22 protein-coding genes and 1 pseudogene are annotated in these 26,634 nt (G+C 72.7%); 11 read left to right on the top strand and 12 right to left on the bottom strand.

What is annotated here, in order from left to right; genetic code table 11:
• Positions 1 to 3: 3 nt before the first annotated feature.
• The 6 genes from MRBLML1_RS06195 to MRBLML1_RS06170 form a co-directional block, all read right to left on the bottom strand.
• Positions 4 to 546: a GNAT family N-acetyltransferase gene (locus MRBLML1_RS06195; protein ID WP_364512877.1), complete on the bottom strand. Its 543-nt coding sequence runs from the start codon at positions 544 to 546 to the stop codon at positions 4 to 6.
• Entirely contained in the window at positions 543 to 2,522 is a 1,980-nt protein-coding gene (locus MRBLML1_RS06190; RefSeq protein WP_364512874.1) for a penicillin acylase family protein, read from the bottom strand. Before MRBLML1_RS06190 ends, MRBLML1_RS06195 begins: the two co-directional genes overlap by 4 nt.
• Positions 2,523 to 2,529: 7 nt before the next feature.
• Entirely contained in the window at positions 2,530 to 4,929 is a 2,400-nt protein-coding gene (locus MRBLML1_RS06185; protein ID WP_364512872.1) for a GNAT family N-acetyltransferase, read from the bottom strand.
• The gene (locus tag MRBLML1_RS06180) at positions 4,926 to 6,230 is read right to left on the bottom strand and encodes a lysine N(6)-hydroxylase/L-ornithine N(5)-oxygenase family protein (RefSeq protein WP_364512870.1); all 1,305 of its coding nucleotides are present in this window, start codon (positions 6,228 to 6,230) and stop codon (positions 4,926 to 4,928) included. Before MRBLML1_RS06180 ends, MRBLML1_RS06185 begins: the two co-directional genes overlap by 4 nt.
• Positions 6,227 to 7,675 carry a pyridoxal phosphate-dependent decarboxylase family protein gene (locus tag MRBLML1_RS06175; RefSeq protein ID WP_364512868.1) on the bottom strand — a complete coding sequence of 483 codons (1,449 nt, stop codon included), beginning with the start codon at positions 7,673 to 7,675 and terminating at the stop codon, positions 6,227 to 6,229. The genes MRBLML1_RS06180 and MRBLML1_RS06175 overlap by 4 nt, the downstream gene beginning before the upstream one ends.
• A gap of 110 nt (positions 7,676 to 7,785) precedes the next feature.
• The gene (locus tag MRBLML1_RS06170; RefSeq protein WP_364512865.1) at positions 7,786 to 9,255 is read right to left on the bottom strand and encodes an alkaline phosphatase PhoX; all 1,470 of its coding nucleotides are present in this window, start codon (positions 9,253 to 9,255) and stop codon (positions 7,786 to 7,788) included.
• A gap of 217 nt (positions 9,256 to 9,472) precedes the next feature.
• On the opposite strand from MRBLML1_RS06170, the gene MRBLML1_RS06165 reads away from it, so the two are divergent.
• From MRBLML1_RS06165 to acs, 3 genes are all read left to right on the top strand, one after another.
• Positions 9,473 to 9,877, top strand: coding sequence for a DUF485 domain-containing protein (locus MRBLML1_RS06165; protein ID WP_414691225.1), 405 nt, complete (start codon positions 9,473 to 9,475; stop codon positions 9,875 to 9,877).
• A complete protein-coding gene (locus tag MRBLML1_RS06160; protein WP_364512862.1) occupies positions 9,877 to 11,517 on the top strand; it encodes a solute symporter family protein in 1,641 nt (546 codons plus the stop codon). The genes MRBLML1_RS06165 and MRBLML1_RS06160 overlap by 1 nt, the downstream gene beginning before the upstream one ends.
• 139 nt (positions 11,518 to 11,656) lie before the next feature.
• Positions 11,657 to 13,627 carry an acetate--CoA ligase gene (gene acs, locus MRBLML1_RS06155; RefSeq protein WP_364512859.1) on the top strand — a complete coding sequence of 657 codons (1,971 nt, stop codon included), beginning with the start codon at positions 11,657 to 11,659 and terminating at the stop codon, positions 13,625 to 13,627.
• Between the two features lie 21 nt (positions 13,628 to 13,648).
• Here the strand turns inward: acs and MRBLML1_RS06150 are convergent, their stop codons facing one another.
• Entirely contained in the window at positions 13,649 to 14,020 is a 372-nt protein-coding gene (locus MRBLML1_RS06150) for a hypothetical protein (RefSeq protein WP_364512856.1), read from the bottom strand.
• A 76-nt stretch (positions 14,021 to 14,096) separates the two neighbouring features.
• Here MRBLML1_RS06150 and MRBLML1_RS06145 point away from each other — a divergent pair, with 76 nt between their 5' ends.
• A complete protein-coding gene (locus MRBLML1_RS06145) occupies positions 14,097 to 14,513 on the top strand; it encodes a pyridoxamine 5'-phosphate oxidase family protein (RefSeq protein ID WP_364512853.1) in 417 nt (138 codons plus the stop codon).
• 4 nt (positions 14,514 to 14,517) lie between these two features.
• Here MRBLML1_RS06145 and MRBLML1_RS06140 read toward each other — a convergent pair.
• Both MRBLML1_RS06140 and nhaA read right to left on the bottom strand, forming a co-directional pair.
• Positions 14,518 to 15,159: pseudogene (locus tag MRBLML1_RS06140) on the bottom strand (NADPH-dependent F420 reductase); the annotation flags it as partial.
• A 22-nt stretch (positions 15,160 to 15,181) separates the two neighbouring features.
• Positions 15,182 to 16,561, bottom strand: a complete 1,380-nt coding sequence (gene nhaA, locus MRBLML1_RS06135) for a Na+/H+ antiporter NhaA (RefSeq protein WP_364512851.1) — start codon at positions 16,559 to 16,561, stop codon at positions 15,182 to 15,184.
• 100 nt (positions 16,562 to 16,661) lie between these two features.
• Between nhaA and MRBLML1_RS06130 the strand changes: the two genes are divergently transcribed.
• The 7 genes from MRBLML1_RS06130 (at position 16,662) to MRBLML1_RS06100 (ending at position 23,024) form a co-directional block, all read left to right on the top strand.
• Positions 16,662 to 17,069 (top strand): phage holin family protein, encoded by a 408-nt coding sequence (locus tag MRBLML1_RS06130; RefSeq protein WP_364512848.1) that lies wholly within the window; start codon positions 16,662 to 16,664, stop codon positions 17,067 to 17,069.
• A gap of 31 nt (positions 17,070 to 17,100) precedes the next feature.
• Positions 17,101 to 17,967, top strand: coding sequence for a fructosamine kinase family protein (locus MRBLML1_RS06125; RefSeq protein WP_364512846.1), 867 nt, complete (start codon positions 17,101 to 17,103; stop codon positions 17,965 to 17,967).
• Positions 17,968 to 18,090: 123 nt separating this feature from the next.
• Complete coding sequence (locus MRBLML1_RS06120) at positions 18,091 to 18,906, top strand: M57 family metalloprotease (RefSeq protein WP_364512843.1); 816 nt, start codon at positions 18,091 to 18,093, stop codon at positions 18,904 to 18,906.
• Between the two features lie 125 nt (positions 18,907 to 19,031).
• Positions 19,032 to 19,742 (top strand): response regulator transcription factor, encoded by a 711-nt coding sequence (locus MRBLML1_RS06115; RefSeq protein WP_364512841.1) that lies wholly within the window; start codon positions 19,032 to 19,034, stop codon positions 19,740 to 19,742.
• A complete protein-coding gene (locus MRBLML1_RS06110) occupies positions 19,739 to 21,130 on the top strand; it encodes a sensor histidine kinase (protein ID WP_364512838.1) in 1,392 nt (463 codons plus the stop codon). Before MRBLML1_RS06115 ends, MRBLML1_RS06110 begins: the two co-directional genes overlap by 4 nt.
• Positions 21,123 to 21,677: a hypothetical protein gene (locus MRBLML1_RS06105; RefSeq protein ID WP_364512835.1), complete on the top strand. Its 555-nt coding sequence runs from the start codon at positions 21,123 to 21,125 to the stop codon at positions 21,675 to 21,677. The genes MRBLML1_RS06110 and MRBLML1_RS06105 overlap by 8 nt, the downstream gene beginning before the upstream one ends.
• A 99-nt stretch (positions 21,678 to 21,776) precedes the next feature.
• Complete coding sequence (locus MRBLML1_RS06100) at positions 21,777 to 23,024, top strand: S1 family peptidase (protein ID WP_364512833.1); 1,248 nt, start codon at positions 21,777 to 21,779, stop codon at positions 23,022 to 23,024.
• A gap of 45 nt (positions 23,025 to 23,069) precedes the next feature.
• On the opposite strand, the gene MRBLML1_RS06095 is transcribed toward MRBLML1_RS06100, so the two are convergent.
• The 3 genes from MRBLML1_RS06095 to MRBLML1_RS06085 all read right to left on the bottom strand — a co-directional run bounded on the left by MRBLML1_RS06095 (position 23,070) and on the right by MRBLML1_RS06085 (position 26,634).
• Complete coding sequence (locus MRBLML1_RS06095; RefSeq protein WP_364512830.1) at positions 23,070 to 24,029, bottom strand: hypothetical protein; 960 nt, start codon at positions 24,027 to 24,029, stop codon at positions 23,070 to 23,072.
• A gap of 84 nt (positions 24,030 to 24,113) precedes the next feature.
• Positions 24,114 to 25,370, bottom strand: coding sequence for an anthranilate synthase component I family protein (locus tag MRBLML1_RS06090; protein ID WP_364512827.1), 1,257 nt, complete (start codon positions 25,368 to 25,370; stop codon positions 24,114 to 24,116).
• 46 nt (positions 25,371 to 25,416) lie between these two features.
• Positions 25,417 to 26,634, bottom strand: a complete 1,218-nt coding sequence (locus MRBLML1_RS06085) for an NADH:flavin oxidoreductase (RefSeq protein WP_364512824.1) — start codon at positions 26,632 to 26,634, stop codon at positions 25,417 to 25,419.

Genomic DNA, 26,634 nt, shown 5'->3' with positions numbered 1-26,634 from the left:
AGCCTAGCCGGGGAAGGCCCCCGCGAGCTCCAGCGCGCGCTCGCGGCTGAGGAAGAAGAACTGGGCGGGCTTCTCCGCGATGCTCGTGCGGAGGTCGACCAACGGTCCGCGCTCGGCGCCCAGGCGCTCCAGCAGGGCCACGGAGGCGACGTTGCGCGCATCGGGCTCGAGGACCAGGCGGCGGCAACCCGGCAGGTGCGCGACGAAGGCGAAGCCCGCCGCGAGCACCTCCGGCGTGCGTCCGGCGCGGCGCTCGTCGGAGGCGAGCAGGAGGTGGATGCCGACGTCACCGGGCGCGCGGTCGTACCACTCCCCGATCTCGTCCACCTCCGGGTCGTAGGTCTGCAGCAGGCCGATCGGCTCGCCGTCGAGCACGAGGAGGTACGCCGCGAGGTGCTCCTGCTCGTCGATGTAGGTGTAGACCGCGCGCACGTCCTCCTCGCTCAGCTCCGCCATCCCCCAGAAGACGGCCCGCTCCTCGGTGACCCAGCCGGTGAGCAGGGCGGCATCGGCGTCGGGGTCGACGCGGCGCAGGGTGACGGTCATCGGTCCTCCAGGGGGATGGTGCGGCCGGCGGCCCAGGCCGCCTGCTGGTCGGCGTGGTGCACAGAAGCGGGGTCGGCGGCGGCGCCCAGCGGGACGACCCAGCGACTGGCGCCGGCGAGGTCCCAGACGAACCGGGCGACCGGTCCGTGCACGCACACCCCGGTGCCGCCGATGGCCCGCGTGGCCTGCACGCAGTCGTCGTCGCCGGCGAGCGGGACCAGGGGCGGGGCGTGGCCCTCGGGCGCGGGCTGGCCGAACTGCTGGTGCGGGGTGAGCGGGTACGCCAGGTGCGCGCTGCCCCATGCGGGCGGCGTGGGCGCAACCGCGACCTCCTCCAGCGCGGCGGCGACGGCGGCGAGCGGGTCGACGGCGAACGGCTTCTCGGCGACGAGCAGGGCCGGCAGCGCGAGCCGGAGGCGGGCGCGCAGGTCGAACCAGGGGGCGTACATCTCGCCGTACGGCGACACGTCGGCTCCGGCGAGCACGGGCGAGGCCGCGAACGCCTCGACCACCGCGGCCCGGACGGCAGCGAAGAGCGCCGCGTCGACGCTGTCGGCCGCCATCCGTCGGTCCCAGCCGAGGAGCCGGTCGCGCAGGGCGGCGGCCGGTGCGGTGAGGTCGGCAAGACGAGCGGCCAGGTCGAGCAGGGCCGCGCCGGCCGTCTGCAGGTCGTCGGCGAGGACGTCGGCCACCCGCTCGGGGGTGACGACACCGTCGGCGAGGAGGGCCGTGATCCGGGCAGCCCGGTACGGCGGCGCGAAGTCGTCACCGATGCGCGCGAAGTCCTCGGTGGCGCGGTCGTTGGCGCTGACCAGCACCCCGCCCGTCGCCGCGCCGGTGCGCCGCGGCAGGTCCGCGACCCACCCGGTCCACGTCCCGGTGACGGCGTCGCGGGCCGGGACCCGGCCGACGACCCGGTGCTCCACGACATCGGCGGCGTCGGCGACCAGCAGGTTGTCGACCGGACCGACCCAGTGCGCGAACGCGTCGACCACGTCGGCGGTCGTGCGGGCGCGGAGCAGCGGCAGCAGCGCGTCGAAGCCGAGGTCGCCGAGCACGAAGGCCGGCGTGCGCAGGCTGAAGGTCGCCGCGGTGCCGGGACCACCGACGACGACCGGGCCGCGCTCGGTGACGAGGACCTCGACCTGCTCGGCGTCGTAGCGGTCGGGTCCGGTGCGCACGCGCATCGTGTCGACCCGCCGCGCGACCGGCTCCCAGCCGGAGGCGCCGCGGGCGACGACGGCGCCGGCGTGGCGGACGAGCTCCTCGACGTACACGTCCTCGTCGTCGGCCACGGCGTTGGTCACGCCCCAGGCGACGGAGCCGGCGTGGCCGAAGTGCTGGATGCCGGGGACGCCGACGAAGGTCAGCCCGGCGACGTCGAAGGCGTCCGCGGGATCGGTGCAGACCAGGCGCACCTGCTGGTAGCAACCGGCCGCCTCGATCACCCGGTGCGGGTCCCCCGCGACGAGGGGGAGACCGCTGGCGGTGCGCGCGCCGGAGACCGCGACGGCGTTGCTGCCACCGGGCAGGCCCTCGGTGCGCAGCAGGGCCAGGGCGCCGACGGCGTCCGGGCCGAGCACCCGGGCGAGGTGGTCCTGCCAGAGCTTGCTCGGGAAGCGCGAGAACAACAGGTGCTGCACGGCGAAGACGCCGAGCGGGGTCCAGCGCTGCCAGGGCCGCTCGACGACCTCGTTGACGCCCTCGACGTAGGCGTCGACGAAGGCGCGGCTCTCCGCGGCGAGCGCGGCGTACGCACGGCGTGCGGTGTCGGCCAGCAGGGACCGGCGAACGAGCAGGTCCCACTCACGGCCGGACTCTCCGAAGACCTCGGCGCAGGTGCCCTCGGCCCGGCGCCGCTCCACCTCGAGCTGCCACCCGCGGTCCCGGGCCGTCACCCGGCCCTGCTCGCGCGCCACCTCGAGGACCGAGCCTGCGCTGACCTGCGGGATGCCCCACGCATCCCTGGTGATCACCGGAGGGTCACCGTGGCTCCCGGGCGACCGGGTTCGCCAGCGTGCCCGCGAAGATCAGCGACTCCGCCTGGTCGGCGATGTCGACCATCTGCAGCGTGTTGCGCAGCTGGAGGCGGTTGAGGCAGGAGTGCCGGAAGCGGTCCTTGAGCAGGTCGTAGCGCGCCGCAGCCTCCGCGAGCTCGGGGTGCGCGGCGGCGTGCGCCTCGATCACCTCCCGCGCGATCGCCCAGAACTCCGTCTCCGGCAGCATCCCGTCCTCGTCGAGGATCGCGGCGACGTAGCGCAGCACCCCGTCGAACACGTCGGTGTGGATGGCCAGCGGCTTCGTGTCGTCCGGTACGGCGGCGCGGATCCGCTCCACCTCCGGCGGCAGCGCCAGGTCGCCCATCACGGCGACCTCCTCACCGATGTCCTTCATGTACGCCCCCACCGGGACGTGGTCGCGCAGCCGCAGCAGCAGGTTCTCCCCGTGCGGCATGAACGCCAGGTCGTAGGCGTGGAGGCAGTGCACGAGCGGGCGCAGGTAGGCGTCGAGGTAGGCCCGGACCCAGGTCGCCGCGTCCACCGGCGAGGCCTTGATCCAGGCGGTGACGAGCGCGTCGCCGTCGGCGTCGCGGTGCAGCAGCGCGGCCATCGTGCTCAGCTGCTCGCCCTCCGCGGTCCGCGGGACCGGGCTCTCGCGCCACAGCGCCGCGATCATCTTCCGGTACGGCGACGTGCCGGCCAGGCGGTGGAACGCATCGCCCGTGTAGCCGATCGCCGCCACCTCGCGCAGCACCTCGAAACCGCACCCGGCGAGCTCGTCGTCGGCGTGCACGACCGAGGCGACCCAGTCGTTGATGGCCGGCGTGGCCTCCATGTACTTCGGCGAGAGCCCCCGCACGAAGCCCATGTTCTGGATCGCCAGCGCCGTCTTCACGTAGTGCCGCTCGGGACGGCTGGCGTTGAAGAAGGTACGGATCGACTGCTGCGGGTGGTGCTCGTCCTCGCCGGCACCGAGGTGCACCAGGTCGCGGCGGGCGACGTCGGGCGCGAACGTGATCGCCAGCTTGTTGCGCCACTGCCACGGGTGCACCGGCAGGAACAGGTAGTCCTCGGCCGCCAGGCCCAGGTCGCCGAGCCGGGCCTCGAAGCGGGCCCGCACGGACGGGGGCAGCTCGCCGTCGTACAGGTCCTGCTCGGTCTGGTCCTCGCCCAGCGACAGGTGCGACAGCGAGCGCCGGGCGGCGACCCACTCCAGGTGCACGGGGGTGCCGGTCTCGGGGGCGTAGGCGACGTAGTCGTCGTACCCGAAGCCGATCCGGCCGTTGTTGGCGACGAAGGCAGGGTGGCCCTCGGTCATCGCCGACTCCAGCTGCTGGTACGACGCGTCGACCAGCTCGTCCACCGGGACCGCGCGGTGGCGCAGCTTCCAGGCGTGCGAGGCGAGCGTGGAGGCGATCTCCTCCAGGTACGTCGGCAGCAGCGAGTCCGGGATCCCCAGCACCGGCGCCAGCTCGGCGATCAGCTCCTGGGCGTCCGGCTCGGCGAACTCGCCGTCGACGGTGCGCACGACCGAGGCGGGGTCGACGACCCAGTGCTCCAGGGCGTGCACCCGGGCCGCGAAGGTGTACGACGCCAGGTCGGTGTCGACGCGCCAGCGCTCCTCGCCGGGCACGGGCACCGGCGCGATCAGCCGCTCGTGGCTGAACTCCCCCAGCGCCTTGGCCACCAGGTGCCGCTGCGCGCGCGCCATCAGCTCGGGCGTCAGGTGCTCCGCGGACGGTAGTCCCTGACGAAAAGCACTGATTTCGGGGTCGAAAGCGTGCTTTTCGTCAGGGACTACCCCGCCGGATGCCCCGCCGATGCCAGGATCGACCATCACGAGGTCCGGGGCGTGCCAGTCCTCGCGCGGGCAGACCGAGAGCATGGCGGTCTTGCCGGGCAGCGGGACCTCGCGCAGCTCGGTGAAGCCGGCAGCGACGTTCTTGGCGCGGATCGGGGCATTGCGGACGTCGGGCTCCACAACGACGCGCCGCACGGCCGGGTCGGCGAAGCAGAAGGCCATCACCGCGTCGAAGATGGCCGTCGTGAGCCCCGGGACCGGCGATCCCTCGGGCGGCGCGACCAGCACGTGCATGCCGCCGTCGCCCGGCCGCAGCTCCGGCAGCTCGCTCAGGCCCTCGGTGTGGGCGGGGTCGTAGGTCTCGACGAGGAACGCCGGGCGGCCGGCCACCCGGCCCAGGAAGGCGTCGTGGTGCGGGTTCGCGGCGATGGCGGCGTACTCGCGGCGCACGTCCTCGCGCGAGGCGCCCTGCATCATCCAGTACGCCGAGCGGGGGTGCGTGACCCACGCGTGCAGCAGCTCGAGGTCACGGGCGAGGTCGAGCGGCTCGATCGTGATCTGGCCGATCAGGGAGACGGTCATCGGGCGACCTCCTGTCGCAGCTGGTCGGGGACTCCGAAGGTCTGCACCGCGATCCGCTTCTCGACCGGGTAGGCCTCCCGGCCGAGCATCGCGGCGATGATGACGGAGTTGCGGTAGGGGCCCATGCCGAGGTCCGGCGCGAGCAGGGAGTGGGTGTGCTCCTCGGCGTTCTGCACGAAGATCTCGCCGCCCGCGACGTCGACGGAGTAGTCCTCCGCGACGTCGTACCGGCCCTTGGCGTCGCGGCGGATCCGGTCCTCCACGCCCCGCAGGAAGGCCGGCTCGGTGGGACCGTAGCCGGTCGCGAGGACCAGCCCACCGGTGCGCAGCGAGAACGCCTCGCCGGTCTCGGTGTGGAGCAGGTCGAGGTCGGCACCGGCGCGCCCCAGCGGGCGGGCGTCGCGCACCTCGGTGTTGGTGAGCAGCGTCGTGCGCGGGCCGTCGGCGGTGACCCGCTGCTGGTAGTGCAGGTCGTAGATCGCGTCGACGAGGTCGCCGCTGATCCCCTTGAAGAGGTGCCGCTGGTCGCGGGCCAGCCGGTCCCGGGTCTCCATCGGCAGCGCGCGGTGGTAGGCGCCGTACTCCGGCGAGGTCATCTCCAGGGTGAGCTTGGTGTACTCCATCGGGAAGAAGCGCGGGCTGCGCGTGAGCCACACCAGCTCGTAGCCGTGCTCGGGCGCGGCCGAGAGCAGGTCGAGGTAGATCTCCGCGGCGCTCTGCCCGCTGCCGACGATGGTGATCCGCTCCTCCTGCTGCAGCTCCTCCCGGTGGGCGAGGTAGTCGGCGGAGTGGGTCACCCCGCGCTCCCCGAGCAGGGGGCGCAACGGCGTCGGCACCCGTGGCGAGGTGCCGACGCCGAGCACCAGTCGGCGGGCGCGGAAGCTCGCGCCCGCCGAGGTCCGGACCAGGTACGCCGAGCCGTCGTGCTCGACGTCGGTGACGGCCTGGCCGAAGCGGATCCCGGGCAGGCTCTCGGCAGCCCAGCGGCAGTAGTCGTCGTACTCCCGGCGCAGGGGGTAGAAGCTCTCCCGGATGTAGAACGGGTAGAGGTTGCCGCTCTGCTTGAGGTAGCTGAGGAAGGACCAGCGCGAGGTCGGGTCCGCCATCGTGACGAGGTCGGCGAGGAAGGGCACCTGCAGGGTCGCGTCGTCGAGGAGCATCCCGGGATGCCAGTCGAAGCGGTCGCGGGCCTCCAGGAAGACTCCGTCGAGGTCGTCGGACCCGCGCAGCGGGTCGGTGAGGCAGGCCAGGCCGAGGTTGAACGGGCCGAGGCCGATGCCGACGAAGTCGTGGGTGATCACCGGGCCACCTCCGCGGGGACGGAGGCGAGCCGGGCACCGACCGCACGCACGGTGTCGAGCACGCCGACGATGTCGGCGGCGGTCGCCACCGGGTTGAGCAGGGTGAGCTTGAGGTACTGCACGCCGTCGACCTTGGTGGCCGCCACCATCGCGGTGCCGCTGGCGTAGAGCTCGGCCCGGATCGCGGTGTTGAGCAGCGCCAGCGCGGCGTCGTCGAGGTCGGTGTCGCGAGGGACGTAGCGGAACACCAGGGTGCTCAGCTCGGGCGCCGCGGCGAAGCGGAGGTCCGGCTCGTCGGCCACCAGCGCGTGCACCTCGGCGGCGAGGTCGACGACCGCGTCGACGTACTGGCCGAGGAGGTCGGGGCCCATCGTGCGCAGGGTCATCCAGAGCTTGAGCGCGTCGAAGCGGCGGGTGGTCTGCAGGGACTTGTCGACCTGGTTGGGGCTCGTCGACTCGCGCGGGTTGAGGTAGTCGGCGTACCAGGTCGCGGGCCGCAGGGTGGCCCGGTCGCGGACCACGATCGCGCTGGAGGAGACCGGCTGGAAGAAGGTCTTGTGGAAGTCGATCGTCACCGAGTCCGCGCGGTCGATGCCGTCGAGCCGGAAGCGGCGGGTGGGCGAGACGAGCAGGCCACCTCCGTACGCCGCGTCGACGTGCAGCCAGGCGTCGTAGGCCCGGGCCAGGTCGGCGATCGCGGGCAGCGGGTCGATGGCGCCGAAGTCCGTCGTACCGGCGGTGGCGACGATGGCCATCGGCACCAGGTGCAGGTCGACGCAGGCGGCGAGCGAGCGCTCTAGCGCCGCCGGGTCGAGCCGGTGCCGCTCGTCGGTCGGCACGCTGATGACCGCCTCGTCGCCGAGACCGAGCAGCCGCGCCGACTTCTGCACCGAGAAGTGGCTCTCGGCGGAGGCGAGGATCCGCAGCCGGCCGGCGTCCACCCGCTCGTGGCGGCCGCGGGCGAGCAGCAGGCCCTGCAGGTTGGACTGGCTGCCGCCGCTGGTGAAGACGCCGTCGGCCTCGGCCCCGAAGCCGATCCGCTCGGCGGTCCACGCGATCAGCCGGCGCTCGATGAAGGTGCCGCCGACACTCTGGTCGAAGGTGTCCAGCGAGCTGTTGACCGAGGCGACGAAGAGCTCGGCCAGCAGCGCCGGTACGACGACCGGGCAGTTCAGGTGGGCGGCGTAGCGCGGCTCGTGGAACCACACGGCGTCGTTCAGCCACAGCTCGGAGACCTCGTCGAGGACCGCGTCGAGGCCCTCGAGCGGGCGCTCGAGGTCGATCGCGGCGACCCGGGCCTCGGCCTCGTCGGGCTGGCGTCCGGTCGCCGGGCCGCTGACGCCCTTGAGGTGGGTCAGCAGGTGGTCGAGACCCGCGCCGATGGTGTCGGCGTAGTGGTCCGCGTGGGCAGGATGGAACACGTGGTGCAGCGGGAGCTGGGGCACGGGAAGGCTCTCCTCCGAGATCAGGTAAGCCTCACCTAACCAGATCGCCCGCTCGGGCACCACCGCGGGGGCTTGTGCGTCGGATCACAGCACGCCCCCGCGGCCGCGGGTCATCCGAGGTACTTCTCCCAGGGGCCGGTGATCGCGAAGGTCAGCCCCGGGTCCTGCATGTTGACGAAGAGCACCTTGCCGTCCTCGGAGAACGTCGGGCCGGTGAACTCGGAGTCGTTGAGCTGGTTGCGCGCGATCGCCTGCGCCGGGCCGTACGGCGTCGCGGACAGCACGTGCGAGGCGCCCACGCCGTCCTCGGCGAGCACCAGCGAGCCCCACGGGGTGACCGTGACGTTGTCGGGGCCGTCGAAGACGAGGTCGTCGTACTTCGCGGCGGCGCCGGAGACGGCCGTCTTCTGGTGCGGGAAGTAGGCGACGAGCTGGATGGTCTCGCGCTTGTAGTCGTAGAACCAGACCATGCCGTCGTGCGGCACGGCGTCGGCCGGCAGGTCGGCCTCCGCGAACGCGAACGAGTTGACGACGTAGACGCCCTCGTCGGTGCCGTAGACGCCCTCGAACTTCTTGCCGCGGGTGACCTCGCCGTCGGCGAGCTGCTTGCGGGTCGAGGTCTTCTTGGCGTCGCGGTCCGGGACCGGCTTCCAGGTCACCGCGAAGGGCAGGCCGAGCTGGGCGGAGGTCAGGTAGGCGACGTCGGGCAGCACCGAGCCGTCGGGGAGCAGGATCTGCATCGCGGCCAGCACGCCGGCGTCGTCGGCCAGCCTGTCGGCGAGGTTCGGGCCGAGCTCGACCCCGCGCGGCGCGGTCCAGCGGTAGAACAGGCCGTTCGGGCCCGAGGCGTCCTCGGAGAGGAAGACGTGCTTGCGGGACTTGTCGATCGCCAGCGCCTCGTGGGCGTAGCGGCCGAACGCCTTGATCGGCTTGGGGTTGGTGCGTCCGTCGTGGAAGACCTCGAAGACGTAGCCGTGGTCCTTGGCGTAGGTGCCGCTCTTCCCGTTGCCGCTCCAGGACTTCCCGGCCCGGTCCTCGGTCTCCTCACAGGTCAGCCAGGTGCCCCACGGGGTCGGGCCGCCGGCACAGTTGGTGGAGGTGCCGGAGATGGCGACGTGCTCGCCGAGGTTGCTGCCGCGGCTGTCGGTGGCGATGACGGTGCACCCGCCGGCGTCGACCGCGCCCTCGTCGTAGACCGTCCCGGGGCGGTGCGGCACGCCGAGCTCGGAGCCCGCCTTGAGCTCGTGGTTCTGGATCAGCCGGTAGCGGCCGCGACCGGTCGAGAACACGGCCGTGCCGTCGTGGCCGTCGGGGGTGAGCCCGCCCCCGGCGAGCTTGGTGACGCCGGCGCGGGTGACGACGGCGTACCGGAAGCCGGCGGGCAGCGCGAGCAGGCCGGCCGGGTCGTCCTGGAGCGGCGGGAAGGGCGTGATGCCCCGGCCGTGGCCCGGGCGGCCCGGGTGGCCGCCGTCGCCCTTGCCGTGGCCGGGCGAGACCTGCGCGAGGGTGGGCATCGAGCCGGTCACGGCGAGGCCGACACCGGCGGCGCCGCCGGCGAGCATGGTGCGTCGAGTGGTCATCGGCCCAGCCAAGCCGCCGGGCGTGGAGCCGAGCCGACGCCCGGGTGAACGGCAGGCGGCTCACGGGCAGCCGTTCGTCGCGTCGTACCGACCGCTCGTCGACAACCCGCACCCACTCACCGCGCAGCCCGCCCGCACCCCTGCCGGTGTGGTCGCGGTCACTCCTAGCGTCGGGATGTCCGTGACCGCGGTCACACCCATCCCGAGGAGGCAGCCCGTGTCATCCGACCTCTCCCCCCACGATCCACCCGAGTCGCACGACCTCGCGGCCCGCCACGACCCCGTGTACGACGAGCTGCACGCCTCGGCGGAGTTCGCCGAGCTGCGCCGCCGCTACCGCGGGTTCGTCTTCCCCGCGACGATCGCGTTCCTGGCCTGGTACCTGCTCTACGTCGTGCTCTCCAACTGGGCCGGCGACTTCATGGGCAAGCAGGTGGTCGGCAACATCAACGTGGCACTGGTCTTCGGGCTGCTGCAGTTCGCCACGACCTTCGCGATCGCCTGGCTCTACAGCCGCTACTCCAACGCCAAGCTGGACCCGCTGGCCCGCGAGCTCGACGAGCGCTTCGTCGCCCTCTCGCAGGGCACCCGGTCGCGGGGCGCGCAGGGGGGTGAGCGCTGATGGACCACCAGGTGCTGACCGCCGTCCTGTTCCTGTCCGTCGTCGCGCTGACCCTGTTCATCACGATCCGGGCCAGCCGCCAGACCAGCGGCACCGCCGACTTCTACGCCGGCGGCCGCTCCTTCTCCGGCTTCCAGAACGGCCTCGCCATCGGCGGCGACTACATGTCCGCCGCGTCCTTCCTCGGCATCTCCGGCGCCATCGCGCTCGCCGGGTACGACGGGTTCCTCTACTCGATCGGCTTCCTGGTGGCGTGGCTGGTGGCCCTGCTGCTCGTCGCCGAGATGCTGCGCAACTCCGGCAAGTTCACGATGGCCGACCAGCTCGCCTACCGCATGAAGCAGCGCCCGGTCCGCACCGCGGCCGCGACCTCGACGGTGGTGGTGTCGATCTTCTACCTGCTCGCCCAGATGGTCGGCGCGGGCAGCCTGGTCGTGCTGCTGCTCGGCATCGACAAGGAGAACACCCTCGCCGTCAGCGGCGTGATCGCCGGCGTCGGTGCGCTGATGATCGTCTACGTCACGGTCGGCGGCATGAAGGGCACCACCTGGGTGCAGATCGTCAAGGCCGTGCTGCTGATGGCGGGCTCGGCGCTGATCGTCGTCCTCGTGCTCGCGAAGTTCGACTTCAACCTGTCCGAGCTGCTCGGCACGGCCGCGGCCGAGTCGGGCAAGCCGGGCTTCCTGGAGCCGGGCCTGAAGTACGGCATCGACACCACCCACAAGCTGGACTTCCTCAGCCTCGGCATCGCCCTGGTGCTCGGCACGGCCGGCCTGCCGCACATCCTGGTCCGCTTCTACACCGTGCCGACCTCGCGGGACGCGCGGAAGTCGGTGCTCTGGGCGATCGGCCTGATCGGCGTCTTCTACCTGTTCACCCTGGTCCTGGGCTTCGGCGCCGCGGCCCTGCTCAAGACCGGCGCGGGCAGCGACGTCGCCAACAGCGACGGCAACCTGGCCTCACCCCTGCTCGCCGAGGCCGTCGGTGGTGGCGCCGGATCGACCGGAGGGGCCATCTTGCTGGCACTGATCTCGGCCGTGGCCTTCGCGACCATCCTCGCGGTGGTCGCCGGGCTCACCCTGACGTCGTCGACCTCGGTCGCCCACGACATCTACAACTCGGTGCTCCGCAAGGGCAAGGCCACCGAGGAGGAGGAGATCCGGGTGACCCGGTACGCCGCCGCGGGCCTCGGCCTGGTCGCGATCCTGCTGGCCATCCCGGCCCGCAACCTCAACATCGCGTTCCTGGTGGCGCTCGCCTTCGCGGTGGCGGCCTCGGCCAACCTGCCGTCGATCGTCTACAACATGTTCTGGCGGCGCTTCAACACCCGCGGCGCCACCTGGAGCATCTACGGCGGCCTGATCTCCTGCATCACGCTGGTGTTCTTCTCGCCGGTGGTCTCCGGCAAGACCGGGCTCAACGCCGACGGCGACGTCGTCAGCAAGGCGCTCTTCCCGCTGGGTGTGGACTTCCACTGGTTCCCGCTGGAGAACCCGGGCCTGATCTCGATCCCGCTGGGCTTCTTCTTCGGCTGGCTCGGGACGGTCACGTCCAAGGAGCCGGCGGCCGAGGAGCGGTTCACCGAGCTCGAGGTCCGGGCGCTGACCGGTGCGGGCGCCGAGCAGGCCGTGCAGCACTGACCCGTCCACCGACGCCCGGAGGCCGGGACGGCGTACCCGTCCCGGCCTCCGGCAACTCGGATGCAACCCCTTGCGAGCACAGTGGGTACGACGCCTAGTGTGGGCCGTGCCACCCAATTCATGATCAGGAGAATTCACCGTGAGCGACACCGAGCAGACCCTCGCGAACCTGCTGAAGGAGGACCGCCGCTTCGAGCCTCCCGCGGACCTCGCGGCGAACGCCAACGTCACGGCCGAGGCCTACGACGCCGCGGCGGCCGACCGCGAGGCCTTCTGGGCCGAGCAGGCGTCCCGGCTGTCGTGGGACCGGCAGTGGGACCAGGTGCTCGACTGGAGCGACGCACCGTTCGCGAAGTGGTTCGTCGGTGGCACGCTCAACGCGGCCTACAACTGCGTCGACCGGCACGTCGAGGCCGGCCGCGGTGACAAGGTCGCGATCCACTGGGTGGGTGAGCCGGAGGGCGACACCCGCGACCTGACCTACGCCGACCTCAAGGACGAGGTCTCCCAGGCCGCCAACGCGCTGACCGGGCTCGGGGTCGGCAAGGGCGACCGGGTGGCGATCTACCTGCCGATGATCCCCGAGGCGATCGTGACGATGCTCGCCTGTGCGCGGATCGGCGCCCCGCACACCGTGGTCTTCGGCGGCTTCTCCGCCGACGCGCTCGCCTCGCGCATCGACGACTGCGAGGCCAAGGTCGTCGTCACCTCCGACGGCGGCTACCGCCGTGGCACGCCGTCCGCGCTCAAGCCCGCCGTCGACGAGGCGCGCACCAAGACCGACAAGGTCGAGAAGGTGCTCGTCGTGCGTCGCACCGGGCAGGACGTGGCGTGGGACGACGACGTCGACGTGTGGTGGCACGACGCCGTCGGCTCCGCCTCGACCGAGCACACCCCCGAGGCCTTCGACGCCGAGCACCCGCTCTACGTCATGTACACCTCCGGCACCACCGGCAAGCCCAAGGGCATCCTGCACACCACGGGCGGCTACCTCACCGGTGCGGCCTACACGCACAACGCGGTGTTCGACCTCAAGCCGGACTCCGACGTCTACTGGTGCACCGCCGACATCGGCTGGGTCACCGGGCACTCCTACATCGTCTACGGGCCGCTCGCCAACGGCGTCACGCAGGTGCTCTACGAGGGCACGCCGGACTCCCCCGAGCCCGGCCGCTGGTGGAAGATCATCCAGGACCACAAGGTCACGCTCTTCTACACCGCGCCCACCGCGATCCGCTCCTTCATGAAGCAGGGCCACGAGGTGCCGGACTCCTTCGACCTCTCCTCGCTGCGGATCCTCGGCTCGGTCGGCGAGCCGATCAACCCGGAGGCCTACGTCTGGTACCGCCACGTCATCGGCGGCGACCGCACCCCGGTCGTCGACACCTGGTGGCAGACCGAGACCGGCGCGGTGATGATCTCCCCGCTGCCCGGCGTCACCGCCGGCAAGCCCGGCTCGGCGATGAAGGCCATCCCCGGCATCGAGGCCGACGTCGTCGACGACGAGGGCCGCTCGGTGCCCAACGGCTCCGGCGGCTACCTCGTCGTCACCTCGCCGTGGCCCTCGATGCTGCGCACGATCTGGGGCGACGACGACCGCTACGTCGACACGTACTGGTCGCGTTTCAAGAAGCAGGGCTTCTACTTCGCCGGCGACGGCGCCAAGAAGGACACCGACGGCGACATCTGGGTGCTCGGCCGGGTCGACGACGTCATGAACGTCTCCGGCCACCGGCTCTCCACCACCGAGATCGAGTCCGCCCTGGTCTCGCACCCGAAGGTCGCCGAGTCGGCCGTGGTCGGCGCGACCGACCCGGACACCGGCCAGGCCGTCGTCGCCTACGTCATCCTCCGCAACGAGGCCGGTGACGGTGGCCCGGACATCGTCAAGGAGCTCAGCGACCACGTGCGCAAGGAGATCGGCCCGATCGCCAAGCCGCGGCAGATCATGATCGTCCCCGAGCTGCCGAAGACGCGCTCGGGCAAGATCATGCGCCGGCTGCTGCGCGACGTCGCCGAGGGCCGCGCCGTCGGCGACACCCAGACGCTGGCGGACGCCTCGATCATGGACCTGATCTCGGCCGGCCAGGCCACCTCGACCGAGGACTGACCCCTGCTCGTCCGGCCGGGGTCAGCCCCGGCCGGACCGGCGCAGGACCGCCAGCGCGGCCGCGTACGGGTCCGCGGCGCGCTGCGCCCGCAGGCCCTCCCGCAGCAGGACGATGTGCAGGCCCTGGTCGCCGACGGGGATCCGGGCGGCCAGGTAGGCGTGCTCCCACAGCAGCGCGACCTCCATGCCCGCGGCGTACGCCGGCTCGGCCATCGCCGAGGTGGTGAGGAACCGGCTGCGCTGCCGCACCCCGCCGAGCCGCGCGACCCGCGCGCGCACGTCCTTGAACGAGCGGACCGGCTGGGCCCCCGGCCCGAAGACCTCCGCGAACACCCGCGCGGCCGCGACCTCGGGGCCGTCGGCGAAGAGCTGGTCGAAGGCGTCGTCGTCCATGAGGACCTCCCGAGGTGTCCGAGCCACTAGGTTCGGGGATCATCGCACCCTTCGGCCCACCGGGGAGGAACCCACCGTGCCCGTCCTGCATCCCGTCGACTGGTCCGCGCTCCCGCCTGCCCTGGTGGAGTTCTGGACCGAGCGGCACCTGTGCACGCTGAGCAGCCTCGACAAGGACGGCGCCCCGCACGCCGTACCGGTCGGCGCGGTGCTCGACCACGCCGAGCGGTGCGCCTGGATCATCACCGACGGCGGCTCGCAGAAGGCCACGAACCTGCGCCGGGACGGGCGGCTCGCGGTCAGCCAGGTCGAGGGCGCACGGTGGTCGACGATCATCGGCACCGCCGAGGTGCTCGACGACGCGGCGTCGGTCGCCCACGCCTGCGCGCGGTACGCCGAGCGCTACCGCGTGCCGCGCGAGAACCCCACCCGGGTCGCCCTGAGGATCACCGTGGAGCGCTTCCTCGGCTCCTCGCAGGTGCTGCCCCGCTGAGGCCTCAGCGCTCGGCGCGCGCCAGGTTGGCGCGCAGCTCCTCGGCGTTCTGCCGCACGACGTAGGCCGGCTGGTCGCGCTCGACGCGCCAGGTCTCGGCGAGCGAGCCGACGTCGACGGTGTCGAAGCCGAAGGCGTCGTAGACCGCCGTGACGAGCTCGACGGCCTCCGGGTGGTCGCTCGCGGTCGCCAGCGCGCGGCGGTCCGGGGAGCCGGCGGGGGCACCGTCGGTGTTGATGTCGGCGGCGGCGATGTGGTTGAAGGCCTTGGCCACCTTGGCGCCGGCGAAGTGCCGCTGCGCCATCTCCGAGGTCGTCGTGCGCTTCTCGTCGAGCTCGGCGATGTGGCCGTCGCGCTCGAAGTAGTAGTTGTTCGTGTCCAGCACGACCTTGCCGGCCAGCGGCGCGGCCGGGACGTCGTCCAGCGCCTTCAGCGGCACGGTGACCACCACCCACTCACCCGCCTCGGCGGCCTCGCTCGCGGTCGCGGCCCGGGCCCCCTCGCCCAGGCTGGCGACGAGGTCGTCCAGCGTCTCGGGTCCGCGCGAGTTGGCGATCACCACCTCGTGCCCCTGCGCGAGGAGGCCCTGCGCGATCGCGCTGCCGATGTGTCCTGCTCCGATGATGCCCACGGTCGTCATGGAGGTGGAGCAACCGGGGAGGCCGCCTTCATTCCCCGTCGGCGGGAGCCGGCTCCGCGGACCGCCGCGAGGAGGTCAGCAGGATCGCCACCCCGACGACGGCGGAGAGCACCGAGGCGAGCAGGATGCCGATCTTGGCGTCGTCGGTGAGCACCGGGTCGCTGAAGGACAGCCCGGCGATGAACAGCGACACCGTGAACCCGATGCCGGCCACCGCGCCGACGCCGACCAGGTGGCGCCACGTCGTACCGGCCGGCATCCGCGCGCCGCCGAGCCGGATCGCGAGGAAGCAGGCCAGCGCGATGCCGAGCGGCTTGCCGAGCACCAGCCCGATGCCGACACCCAGGCCGACCTTCGAGGTGACCGCCTCGCCGATCCCGTCCAGCGCGACCCCGGCGTTGGCGAGGGCGAACACCGGCAGCACGAGGTACGACGACAACGGGTGCAGGCGCGCCTGGAGCCGCTCCACGACGGGGACGGACTCACCGACCAGGAAGCGCAGCCGGTGCAGCTCGTCGGCGTCGAGCTCGTTGTCGCGCAGCGCACCGGCGGCGTACCCCGTCGCGACCTCGGGCCGCAGCAGCGCGACGGCCGGGGTGAGCAGGCCGATCGCGACGCCGGCGAGGGTGGCGTGCACGCCGGACTCCAGCAGCGCGAACCACACCCCGGCGCCGAGCACGACGTAGACCGGGACCGCCCACACCCGCAGCGCCCGCAGCACGGCCATCACCACCAGCAGGCCGATGGCGATCGCGAGCCAGCCGAGGGAGAGCTCGTCGGTGTAGAAGACCGCGATCACCAGGATCGCGCCGATGTCGTCCACGATCGCCAGCGTCAGCAGGAACAGCCGCGCCGCCGAGGGGATGCGGCGCCCGAGCACACCGAGCACACCGACCGCGAAGGCGATGTCGGTCGCCATCGGGATCCCCCACCCGGCGCCGGTCGCACCGCCGCCGGCGATCACGACGTACAGCAGGGCGGGCACGGCCATCCCCCCGATCGCGGCGACGATCGGCAGCGCCGCCGTACGCGGGTCGCGGAGGTCGCCGTGGACCAGCTCGTGCTTGATCTCCAGGCCGACGACGAAGAAGAACAGGGTCATCAGGCCGTCGTTGACCCAGTGCTGGAGGGACTCCTCGATCCGCCAGTCGCCGAGCTCGAGGGCGAGCGGGGTGTGCCAGAAGTGGTCGTACGCCGAGGCCCAGCCGTCGAACGGCAGGTTGACCCAGAGCAGGGCGACGACGGTGGCCGCGAGCAGCAGCACCGAGCCCGCCGCCTCGACCCGCAGGAACTCGCGGACCGGGCGGGCGACGTACCGCGCCAGCGGGCGGTCGCTGGCCGTCCAGACGGGCTTCCCGCGCCACAGCTCGTCGGGGGCCTGGTGCGGTGCGGAGGGCGGCAGGGTCATGGATCGGTCTCCATCGGGTGGCGGGCAGGGATGATCACCTGCCGACCAGACTTCCCGGCGCACCTGCAGCCATCCTACCGATGTCGGTAAGGTCGGACGCATGGCCATCGAACCGCTCCGCGAAGAGCCGACCATCGGGCGCCTCATCAAGGACGCGCAGACCGACTTCTCCACGATCATGCGCAAGGAGATCCAGCTCGCGAAGTCCGAGCTGAAGGTCAGCGTCACCGCGGGAGGGGTGGGCGCCGGGCTGATCGGCGCCGCGCTGTTCCTGCTGGTGCTCGCCGTGATCATGCTCTCGGTCGCCATCGCCTACTTCATCCACTGGAACGGCTCGGGCCTCGACCTGCACTGGGCGTTCCTCATCGTGTTCGGCTTCTACGTCCTGCTCGCCGGGTTGCTGGTGTTCCTGGCGATCCGCAGCTTCAAGAAGGTCAAGGCACCCGAGCGCGCCATCGAGCAGGGCAAGGAGATCCCGCGCGCCCTCAAGGGCCAGGCCAAGGCCTGAGCCGAGCCGGGGACGACCGGGGAGCACGCCGATGCCGAGGCAACCGGTCGTCGCCCAGCGGGCCGAGCAGCTGCTCGGCGCCGCGGTGGTCGCGACCGCACCGGTGGCCGGCGGCGACATCGCGACCGCGGTCAAGCTGCGCCTGTCCAGCGGCCGCACCGCCTTCCTCAAGACGCTGACCGGGGCGCCCCCGCACTTCTTCGAGCGGGAGGCCGCCGGGCTGCGCTGGCTGGGCGAGGCCACCGCCGGCGGCGGGGTCGCCACCCCGGAGGTGCTGGCCGTCGACTCCGACGTGCTGATCCTCGGCTGGGTCGAGTCCGCGCGCCCGAGCGCCGAGGCCGCGAACGTCTTCGGCCGTGCGCTCGCCGCCACCCACCGCGCCGGCGCGGAGGCGTTCGGCGCCGACGAGGACGGCTACATCGGCCGCCTGCCGTTGCTCAACCGGAGCCTGCCGACGTGGGCTGAGTTCTACGCCGAGCGCCGGATCGCGCCGTACCTGAAGGTGCTGCGCGACAAGGACATCGTCACCGCCGAGGACGCCGCCGTCGTCGAGGCCGCGGTCGCCCGGGGCGCCGAGATCGTCCCGGCGGAGCCGCCCGCCCGCCTGCACGGCGACCTGTGGAACGGCAACGTCATCTGGACCGCCGAGGACCGTGCCGTGGTCATCGACCCGGCGGCCTACGGCGGTCACCGCGAGGCCGACCTCGCCATGCTCGCGCTCTTCGGCCTGCCCCAGCTGCCGCAGGTGATGGACGCCTACGCCGAGGCCGCCCCGCTCGCGGACGGCTGGGAGGACCGGCTCGGCTTCCACCAGCTGTTCCCGCTGCTCGTGCACGCCTGCCTCTTCGGCGGCCAGTACGGCGCCCGCGCGGCCCGGGTCGCCGCCCGTTACGCCTGAGAAACCTCTCAGGCACCGCTCAGGTTCCTGCATCGCGCCTTTCTGAACCGCAGATTCTCTTGTCGCGACGGCGTCGCGACGGTTGAGTCGATCGAGATCCACTCTCGGAAGAAAGGTTCTTGGATGTCTTCATCGCGAATCAGCAGGATCTCCATCGGCACCGCCTGCTTGGTGGCCGCCTTCGCTGCCGCCGGCACCGCCGCCTCGGCGACGGGCAGCGACACCGACGTGCCGTCGTACAAGGAGTTCAAGGCGTCGACCTACCAGGACGTCGACGGCGCCTACGTCGTCAACGGCGACGAGATCGTCTCCGGCAACAAGCAGCTCAAGGAGTTCTACGACAAGGTCGTGGCCCCCCAGTCGATGCACGACGGCCTCATCGTCAACACCGTCGGCGGCGTCGACGACAAGTGGAGCGCCTCGCAGGTCGCCAACCTGACCTACTGCGTCAGCACCAAGTTCGGCACGCGCCAGGCCGACGTGGTCAACGCCATGGCCACCGGTGCCGGGCTCTGGGAGGCCGCGTCGTCGAAGGTCAACTTCGTCTACGTCTCCTCGCAGAACTCGAACTGCACCACGTCCAACAGCAACGTCGTCTTCTCCGTCGAGCCGGTGCAGACCACGCAGTACATCGCGCGGGCGTTCTTCCCCAGCAGCCCGAAGAGCCAGCGCAACGTCCTCGTCGACGACTCGATCTGGTCCTCGGGCAGCTGGACGCCCGGTGACGTGCTGGGCCACGAGCTCGGCCACACGCTCGGCTTCCGCCACGAGCACACCCGCCCCGAGGCCGGCACCTGCTTCGAGGACAACAACTGGCGCCCGCTCACGCCGTACGACTCCTCCTCGATCATGCACTACCCGCAGTGCAACGGCGGCTCGGCCAACCTGAAGTTCCAGGCCTCCGACGCCACCGGGGTGCGCGCGCTCTACGGCTCCTGAGCCACGCGTCTCGCAGCACGAGGCCGGGGGTGGACCGCTGTCACGGCGGTCCACCCCCGGTCGCTGTCCGTCCGGGCTCCCGCGTCTCTCAGCGACCGCTCAGGCCCATCGGCCATGATGGGGTCGTGTCCGGTACTGCTGCGCCCGCCCGCGTCCTCGTCGTCGACGACGACCGCGCGGTCCGCGAGTCGCTGCGGCGCTCCCTCGCCTTCAACGGCTACGACGTCCACCTGGCCGCCGACGGGGCCGAGGCCCTCGCGGGGATCGGCGCGATCGCGCCCGACGTGGTGGTGATGGACGTGATGATGCCCAAGCTCGACGGGCTCGAGGCGACCCGGGCGCTGCGGGCCGCGGGCAACGACGTGCCGGTCATCGTGCTGACGGCGCGCGACGCCGTCGGCGACCGGGTCGAGGGCCTGGACGCCGGGGCCGACGACTACCTGACCAAGCCGTTCGCGCTGGAGGAGCTGCTGGCCCGGCTGCGGGCGCTGCTGCGCCGGGTCATCCCGGCCGAGGACGGCGGCGAGGAGGAGGTGCTCTCCTTCGCCGACCTCACCATGAACGTCACCACCCGCGAGGTGGTGCGCGGCACCCGGTCCATCGAGCTGACCCGGACCGAGTTCACCCTGCTGGAGATGTTCCTGCGCCGCCCCCGCCGGGTGCTGGACCGCAGCTTCATCCTCGAGGAGGTGTGGGGCTACGACTTCCCCACCACCGCCAACTCCCTGGAGGTCTACGTCGGCTACCTCCGACGCAAGACCGAGGCCGACGAGGAGCCCCGCCTGATCCACACCGTGCGCGGCATCGGCTACGTGCTGCGCGCGTCCGACACGTGACGAGCCTGGACCGGCGCTGGCACTACCGGCGCTCCCTGGCGAGCCGGGTGATCTGGCTGACGACGGTCGCGGTGGCGGCCTCGGTCGCCCTGGTCGCCGTCGGCGCCTACATCACCGCGCGGGTCCAGATGCAGGACGCCCTCGACAACGCGCTGGTCGACCGGGCCGAGAAGGCCGCACGCTCCGACACCTTGCTGACCGCCGGCCAAGCGGGCGTCCCGTCCTGGGCGCTCGGCGCGGGCGAGGCACGGATCGCCTTCCTCAACTTCCAGGGCATCACGGGCGTCCTCGACCGCGGGCCGACGATCGAGTTCGGCGAGCCGGAGCTGGAGGTCGCCCAGGGCGAGGAGCGGCAGAGCCTGCGCACCATCGAGATCGCGGGCGAGCGCTACCGCGTGGTCGCCGTCCCCACCAAGCGCGACGGCCTCGCCCTGGTCATCGCCCAGCCGCTGGAGGACCAGGACCGCACGCTGACCCGGCTGGGCTGGGTGACGGTGGCCTTCGGTGTCTTCGGCGTCCTCGCCGCGGGCCTGGCGGGCTGGGCGGTCGCCAGCAACGGCCTGCGCCCGGTACGCCGCCTGACCGCCTCCGTCGAGGACATCGCCCGCACCGAGGACTTCACCCCGATGCCCGTCGAGGGCGACGACGAGATCGCCCGCCTGGCCACGGCGTTCAACCACATGCTGCTCGCCCTGGACGCGGGCCGGATCCGCCAGCGCCAGCTGGTCGCCGACGCCAGCCACGAGCTGCGCACCCCGCTCACCGCGCTGCGCACCAACGTGGAGCTGCTGACGATGAGCGCCCGCGGCGACGGTCTCGCGAGCCTGCCGACCGACGCGCGCGACGAGCTGCTCGACGACGTCCAGGCGCAGATCCAGGAGCTGACCACGCTGATCGGCGACCTCACCGCGCTCGCGCGCGACGAGCCGATCCGGGTGCAGGTCGAGCCCGTCGACCTGGCCGACGTCGTCGACCACGCCGTGCAGCGGGTCCGCCGTCGCGCGCCCGGCCTGACCTTCGAGGTCTTCACCCGCCCCTGGTGGGTGATCGGGGAGGACTCCGAGCTGGAGCGGGCGGTCACCAACCTGCTCGACAACGCCGCCAAGTGGAGCCCCGAGGACGGGCTGGTCACCGTCCGGCTCAGCGACGGCGTGCTCACCGTCGACGACCAGGGCCCCGGCATCGCCGAGGCCGACCGGGCGCGGATCTTCGACCGCTTCTGGCGCTCCCCCGACGCCCGCACCATGCCCGGCTCCGGTCTGGGCCTGGCCATCGTGCGCCAGGTCGCCGAGCGGCACTCCGGCGCCGTGCACGCCACCGACAACGCCAGCGGCGGCGCACGTCTCGTGCTCCGCCTGCCCGGACGGGAGAAGAACCCCCATGCCTGACCTCCGCCCCCTCGCCCCGCTGCTCGCCGTCGCCGCCCTGGTCGCCGGCTGCGGCAACGACGACGTGGGCGCCAAGCCGGACCTGCCGACCGAGACACCCGCGCTGTGGAACCCCTGCGACGCGCTCGACGTCGCCTTCGTCAAGGCGCAGTTCGGCGCGACCACCACCAAGAACGCCGGCACCCCGACGGCACCGGACTGCCGCTTCGCGCCCGCGAAGGGCTCCGGCCAACCGGCGCTGTCCGCCAACTACCAGCTCTTCAGCGGCACCCTCGAGGAGTTCTGGAAGCGGATGGGCCAGCCCGAGGACGCCGACGTCCGCGACCCGCAGGTGCCGGGCGCGGACGCCGCCCGGATCGTGGTCTCGGCCGAGAAGGACCAGCTCTACGTCACCGGCTTCGTGCAGAACGGCGCGCTCTTCGAGGTGGTCAACCTCGTCGACCCGCTGCCGTACGACGAGGCGCGGGCCGTGCGCGGCGTGACCGCGACCCTCGCCCGGCTCTCCGCGCACGCCCAGGAGAAGGACGCCGGCGCCGACCCCTCCTGAGGGGCTTCCGCGGTCGTTCCGTGAATGTTCCGGGATCGTTCCTCCTCCGCCCTCCCGATTGGCTGTGACCCGGATCACCACCTATCTCGGGAGAACCACATGAAGACACGCACCACCCTCGCCTCGACCGCCGCCCTGTCCGCGGTCGGCGCACTCCTCCTCACCGGCGCCGCCGGCACGAGCACCGCGACGGCGTCCGTGGACGTCGCGGCGCCCGTCGCGCGTCACGACGGGGCGGCACCCGTCGCCCAGCAGGCGGTCTCGACGCGCTACAGCGCCGACGTGGTCGCCCTGATGGCGCGCACCAGCGGCCGCACCGTCGCGGAGCAGCAGGCGCGCCTGCAGCGCCAGGACCGCGCCAACAACACCGCGGCCCGGCTGCAGGCCGCCGGCCACCACTTCGACGGCCTCTTCCTGGACGCGAAGGGCGACCTCGTCGTCCAGGCCGCTCCGGGCAGCGCCTCTGCCGCCGCGGCGAAGGCCGCGGGTGCGACGGTCCGCGACCCGGCGTACGGCCAGGCGCGGCTGAGCGCCATCCAGGCGAGCCTGAGCCGGCAGTCCCTGCAGGGCGTCGCGAAGATCGGCGTCGACCTCGAGCACGACCGGGTCGTCGTCACCCGCTCCGGCGCGCTCGCGCCGGCGCTCGACAAGGCGATCCGCGCCCAGGGCGGGGCGGTCGTCGTGCGCCAGGGCGCGGCGTACGAGACCCAGGCCACCGTCAAGGGCGGCGACAAGATCACCATCGACGGCGGCGGCTACTGCTCGGCCGGCTTCCCCGGCCACGACGGCAACGGCGCACTCGTCATGGTCTGGGTCGGCCACTGCGTGGAGGGCGCCTCGTCCTTCGAGAAGTCCGGCACCCGGATCGGGACCTACGGCGACGGCGACTTCGTCAGCTACGACGGCCGCGACGACTACGACACGGGCTACGTCCGCATCGACGCGGAGGACTCGATCAGCGTCACCGCCAACCAGTACGGCACCACCTACGACCTCGACGCCTCCCGCGGCTCGGCCAAGCCGCCCGTCGGCACCGAGGTCTGCCGCACCGGCGCCACCTCGGGCATCACCTGCGGCGAGATCACCAGCTACGACAACACGGTGACCTACGTCGACAAGCAGCGTCGGACGGTGGCGGTCGTGCGCGGCCTCGCCGAGACCAGCGCCTGCACGTCCGAGGGCGACTCCGGTGGCGCCTACTCGGCCGGCGGCTACGGCGTCGGCCTGACCTCGGGTGGCCCGACCGGGCAGACCTGCGGCTGGAACGGTGGCTTCCAGAGCGGCAAGTCCTCGCTGGTGCAGCCCGTGAACGACGTGCTCTCCCGCTACGGCCTCACCTACAACTGAGCTGCCCGAACGGCTCAGCGGCACCGAGGAACGGCCGCCCCCGGCTCACCCGCCGGGGGCGGCCCACTCGAGCCGGATGCCGGCCCGTCCGGGTGAGCGTCGCGGGAACCAGGCGCTCGCCACGCAGGTGCGGTCGATCACCAGCTCCTCGCTCTCGACCGGCGCCTCCACCCCGGGCACGTGCACCTCGCGGACGCAGCGCACCGGAAGGCAGCCCGGGTCGAAGTGCACCTGCTGCAGGAACGGTCCGCCCTCGCTCCGGATGATCCGCCAGGTGCCGGGGCACCGGATCCGCGGCGTGGTCACCTCGTGCGCGATGACGTGCACGTCGTCGACCGCCAGCACCCGGTCGAAGAGCAGCTCGGCCATCAGCAGGTGGGCCTCCTGGTCGCGCGCGACCCGGCCCAGCCGGCAGCCCTCCAGCGCCTGCACCCGCACGTCGTCGATGCTGCTCGTCGGATCGTCGGCGGTGTCGTAGGTGTCGAAGCTGACGATCCGCCGTCGTACCCCGGCCCGGACCGCGGCCACCACGTCCCGGGTCGTCTCCGACACCTGCCGGCCCTGCGCGTCGAGGTGGAGCTGGTCGTGGGTGAGCAGGTGGCGCAGGCTCGGCTGGGGCGTGACGACGTCCGGCGTCCCGGCGCCGAAGGTGGTCAACAGCTCGTCGGGAGCGATCCCCCACTCGCCGCGCAGCTCGCGGAAGGAGTACTGCCCGCGCACGCCCGTGCCCAGGCGGCGCTGGCGGGCCAGGGCGTCGTCCAGGACACCGGCGGGCATGCCGAGCAGCGTCTCCAGCGCGGCGACCACCGCGGCCGACCCGGCGTTCGGCAGCCGGAGCCCGCGCTGCCAGTAGCTCAGCGTCGACTCCCCGACCGAGAGCCCCTGGGCACGCAGCCGGGAGCGCACCCGCGACAGCGACAACCCGCTGGCGTCCAGGGCGGCCCGCAACGTCTCGTCGAAGGACAGGTGCGCCCACTGCGGGTCGCTCCGGTCACCTGCGGCCACTGTCGTCCCCCGTTCCGGTCGTGGTCGTGCCCCGGAACGATAACCAGACGATCTGGTGTGAGGGCGGAAGGAATGTTCCGCGTCTCAGCCCGGGTCCGCCGGGTTGACCGCGGCGACCAGCCGCGCGGCCTTCCACCCGGTCTCGGCCCACTCCTCCTCGAGGTCGCTGGCGACGGTGATCCCCCCGCCGGTGCCGAGCAGGTAGTCGCCCCCCGCGCTGACCAAGCTGCGGATCACCACCCCGAGGTCCGCCCGGCCGTCGCCGGAGATCCAGCCGAAGGCGCCGGCGTAGGCCCCGCGCGGGCTGGCCTCGACCTCCTCGATGATCTCCATCGTGCGCAGCTTGGGCGCGCCCGTCATCGAGCCCGCCGGGAAGAGCGCCCGCAGCGCACCGACCGTGCTGACGTCCGGGCGCAGCCGACCGCGCACGGTCGAGACCAGCTGGTGCACGGAGGTGTAGGACTCCACCTCCATCAGCACCGGTACGTCGACCGAGCCCACCTCGCACACCAGGGCGAGGTCGTTGCGGAGCAGGTCCACGATCATCAGGTTCTCGGCGCGGAACTTGGGGTCGGCGGCGAGGTGGGCGCGCGCGGCCTCGTCCTCCGCCGGGGTCGCCCCACGCGGGGTGGTGCCCTTGATCGGCTTGGTCTCCAGCACCCGGTCCGCGGTGACGAGCGCGTACCGCTCGGGCGAGGAGCTCAGCAGCCACGCCTCCGCGCCCGGCACGTCGTGCTGGAGGTAGCCCGCATAGGGCGCCGGGTTGCCCGACCGCAGCCGGAGGTACGCCGCCGCCGGGCTCAGCGGGCTCGCGGTGCGGGTGCGGTAGGTCAGGTTGACCTCGTAGGAGTTGCCGGCGCGCAGGTGCTCCTGCACGGTGGCGAAGGCGGCGGCGTAGTCGCCCGGCACCCCGTCGAAGGGCGCGGTCGGCCGGTCACCGGTGACGGCCGGGGCGAGGACCGGGTGGTCGTACTCGCGCAGGTGCGAGGGCCGCAGCCACACCGCGTCCGGCAGGTCCGGGTCCGGGGTCGCGGGCAGGTCCGGCCGGGCGGCGTACCCGAGGTAGCCGAACCACTGGTCGCTCGACCGGCCGGCGGCGAGCTCCGCCTCCAGCACGGTGAACGGGTCGTCGCCGACGACCACCGAACGGCCCCCGGCGTGGCGGGTGACCTCGCGCGCCGCGGCGTCGTAGGACAGCGAGACGTCGTCGTCGTCGAGCCAGCCGAGGATGGAGCGACGGCGCGACCAGTCCCGGGCGCCGCCACCGTCGAGCCACACGCAGCGGTCGTGCCGCGCCTGGAGACGGGCGAACGCCTCGACCGGGTCGCCCTGGGTCACCATGACGTCACCACGGTGCCCAGCCTCCCACGACCCAGCCCCCCGCGGCTCAGTCCGGGACGGTGACCTGCTGGAGCGCCCCGCGCGCGATCCGGGCGCCGGAGCGGGCGACGGTGAGCGCGCCGGGCCGACGCTCGGGCGTCCGGCCGGCCGCGATCCGGTGGATCTGGCCGTAGCTCATCGCCAGGCCGACGAAACCGTCGAGGGCCCGGACGCCGCAGCGGCGCGGGGCCGGCGGCAGGGCCGGCTGCTCGCCGGCGAGGAGCCGGCGCGGGTAGTCCGGGACGAAGGCCATCGGCCGGCCCAGGCCGACCGCGTCGATCGCGCCCGAGGCGAGCAGCTCGGCCATCCGCTGCGGGCTGCGCAGTCCGCCGGTCAGCAGCACCGGCATCGTCGTCCGGGCTGAGACCGCGGCGGCGAAGCCGGTGAAGTAGCCCTCCTCCGCGCGGTCCTGGCCCCGCGCCACCCCGGTCATCGCGGGTTGCTCGTAGCCGCCGCCGCTGACCTCCAGCAGGTCGACGCCGGCGTCGGCCAGCGCGAGCGCGACGTCGAGCGCCTCGCCCTCCTCGAAGCCGCCGTGCACGAAGTCCCGGGAGTTCAGCTTCACCGAGACCGGTACGCCGTCCCCGACCCGGGCGCGGACGGCGCCGACCACGTCGAGCAACAGCCGGCGGCGGCGTTCGGCGTCGCCGCCCCAGGCGTCGTCGCGGCGGTTGTGCAGCGGGGAGAGGAACTGCGAGAGCAGGTAGCCGTGCGCCGCGTGCACCTGCACTCCGTCGAAGCCGCCGGCGACGGCCAGCTCGGCGGTGCGGGCGAAGCGCTGGACCAGGTCGGCGATGTCCGCCGGGGTCAGCTCGCGCGGCTTGCGGATGTTGTAGCCGGGCACCGCGCTGCGGCGCGCGGTCGGCGCGACCGGACGGCGGTCGAACGGCGTCACGGCGACCTTGCCGGGGTGGTTGACCTGCATCCAGACCTGCGCTCCGCCCTGCTGGGCCGCGGCCGACCAGGAGCGGACGGCGTCAAGGGCGCGGTCGTCGTCGAGGATGACGTTGCCCGGCTCGGTCAGGGCGTCGCGGCTGACCATGGCGTTGCCGGTGATCAGGACGGCGGCGCCGGAGCCGGCCCACACGGCGTACAGGCGGCGGAGGCGGTCGCTCGGCGTGCCGTCGCGCCGGGCGAGCTGCTCGCTCATGGCCGCCTTGACCAGCCGGTTGCGCAGCACGACGCCGCAGGGGAGCTCGAGGGGGGAGGACAGGGTCGTGGTCAT

Origin of the sequence: Nocardioides sp. LML1-1-1.1 (genome assembly GCF_040676175.1) — a bacterium.
In the GTDB taxonomy this organism is placed as follows: Bacteria; Actinomycetota; Actinomycetes; order Propionibacteriales; family Nocardioidaceae; genus Nocardioides.
This window is presented reverse-complemented; position numbering and strand designations above follow the sequence as displayed.

Coding starts and splice junctions, on each gene's coding strand:
- MRBLML1_RS06185 (WP_364512872.1), bottom strand. CDS start 4,929: ATGACCGTCTCCCTGATCGGCCAGATCACGATCGAGCCGCTCGACCTC.
- MRBLML1_RS06120 (WP_364512843.1), top strand. CDS start 18,091: ATGTCTTCATCGCGAATCAGCAGGATCTCCATCGGCACCGCCTGCTTG.
- MRBLML1_RS06105 (WP_364512835.1), top strand. CDS start 21,123: ATGCCTGACCTCCGCCCCCTCGCCCCGCTGCTCGCCGTCGCCGCCCTG.
- nhaA (WP_364512851.1), bottom strand. CDS start 16,561: ATGACCCTGCCGCCCTCCGCACCGCACCAGGCCCCCGACGAGCTGTGG.
- MRBLML1_RS06195 (WP_364512877.1), bottom strand. CDS start 546: ATGACCGTCACCCTGCGCCGCGTCGACCCCGACGCCGATGCCGCCCTG.
- MRBLML1_RS06160 (WP_364512862.1), top strand. CDS start 9,877: ATGGACCACCAGGTGCTGACCGCCGTCCTGTTCCTGTCCGTCGTCGCG.
- MRBLML1_RS06150 (WP_364512856.1), bottom strand. CDS start 14,020: ATGGACGACGACGCCTTCGACCAGCTCTTCGCCGACGGCCCCGAGGTC.
- MRBLML1_RS06100 (WP_364512833.1), top strand. CDS start 21,777: ATGAAGACACGCACCACCCTCGCCTCGACCGCCGCCCTGTCCGCGGTC.
- MRBLML1_RS06130 (WP_364512848.1), top strand. CDS start 16,662: ATGGCCATCGAACCGCTCCGCGAAGAGCCGACCATCGGGCGCCTCATC.
- MRBLML1_RS06085 (WP_364512824.1), bottom strand. CDS start 26,634: ATGACCACGACCCTGTCCTCCCCCCTCGAGCTCCCCTGCGGCGTCGTG.
- MRBLML1_RS06090 (WP_364512827.1), bottom strand. CDS start 25,370: ATGGTGACCCAGGGCGACCCGGTCGAGGCGTTCGCCCGTCTCCAGGCG.
- MRBLML1_RS06170 (WP_364512865.1), bottom strand. CDS start 9,255: ATGACCACTCGACGCACCATGCTCGCCGGCGGCGCCGCCGGTGTCGGC.
- MRBLML1_RS06125 (WP_364512846.1), top strand. CDS start 17,101: ATGCCGAGGCAACCGGTCGTCGCCCAGCGGGCCGAGCAGCTGCTCGGC.